This is a genomic window from Paraburkholderia sp. BR10936, assembly GCF_040965735.1.
Classification (GTDB): Bacteria; Pseudomonadota; Gammaproteobacteria; order Burkholderiales; family Burkholderiaceae; genus Paraburkholderia; species Paraburkholderia nodosa_A.
Genome location: NZ_JBFRCM010000079.1, coordinates 1 through 348, shown reverse-complemented (window position 1 = coordinate 348; position 348 = coordinate 1). Strand labels below are relative to the sequence as shown.

The 348-nt window shown below is 58.3% G+C and carries 1 protein-coding gene; it reads right to left on the bottom strand.

All coding sequences use genetic code 11. The annotated features are described in order from the left end of the window. Positions 1-348, bottom strand: a 348-nt coding sequence (locus AB4Y36_RS40495) for an aminotransferase class I/II-fold pyridoxal phosphate-dependent enzyme (RefSeq protein ID WP_368685943.1), incomplete at both ends; no start/stop codon positions are given.

Sequence of the window (348 nt, the reverse complement as noted above, 5' to 3'; positions counted from 1 at the left end):
TTAAGACCGCTAACGCGGCGTCCGGCGCTGTCTTGATGCCGTAGTCGACGTTGATACCGTCTGCGTCTACCGGGATCGGCACGATATTCAAGCGAGCCAGTTCCAGCCCCTTACGGGTGAGCATGAACCCGGGCTCCTCCATCCAGACCTTCTGGCCTTCCAAACCTAGCACCCGAAGTGTCAAGCCTAAGCCAGCGCTGTATCCGGACGTCACGAAAACGTGCTCCGGATGACAGTGGAAGTTTCGCGCGATGGAGAGATTGCCTGCGATCTCTCTGCGCAGGTCGAATTCGCCTCTCGGATCAGGATAGAGCAGCGACGACAGGCCCGCTGTTTTTAGCAGGTTGG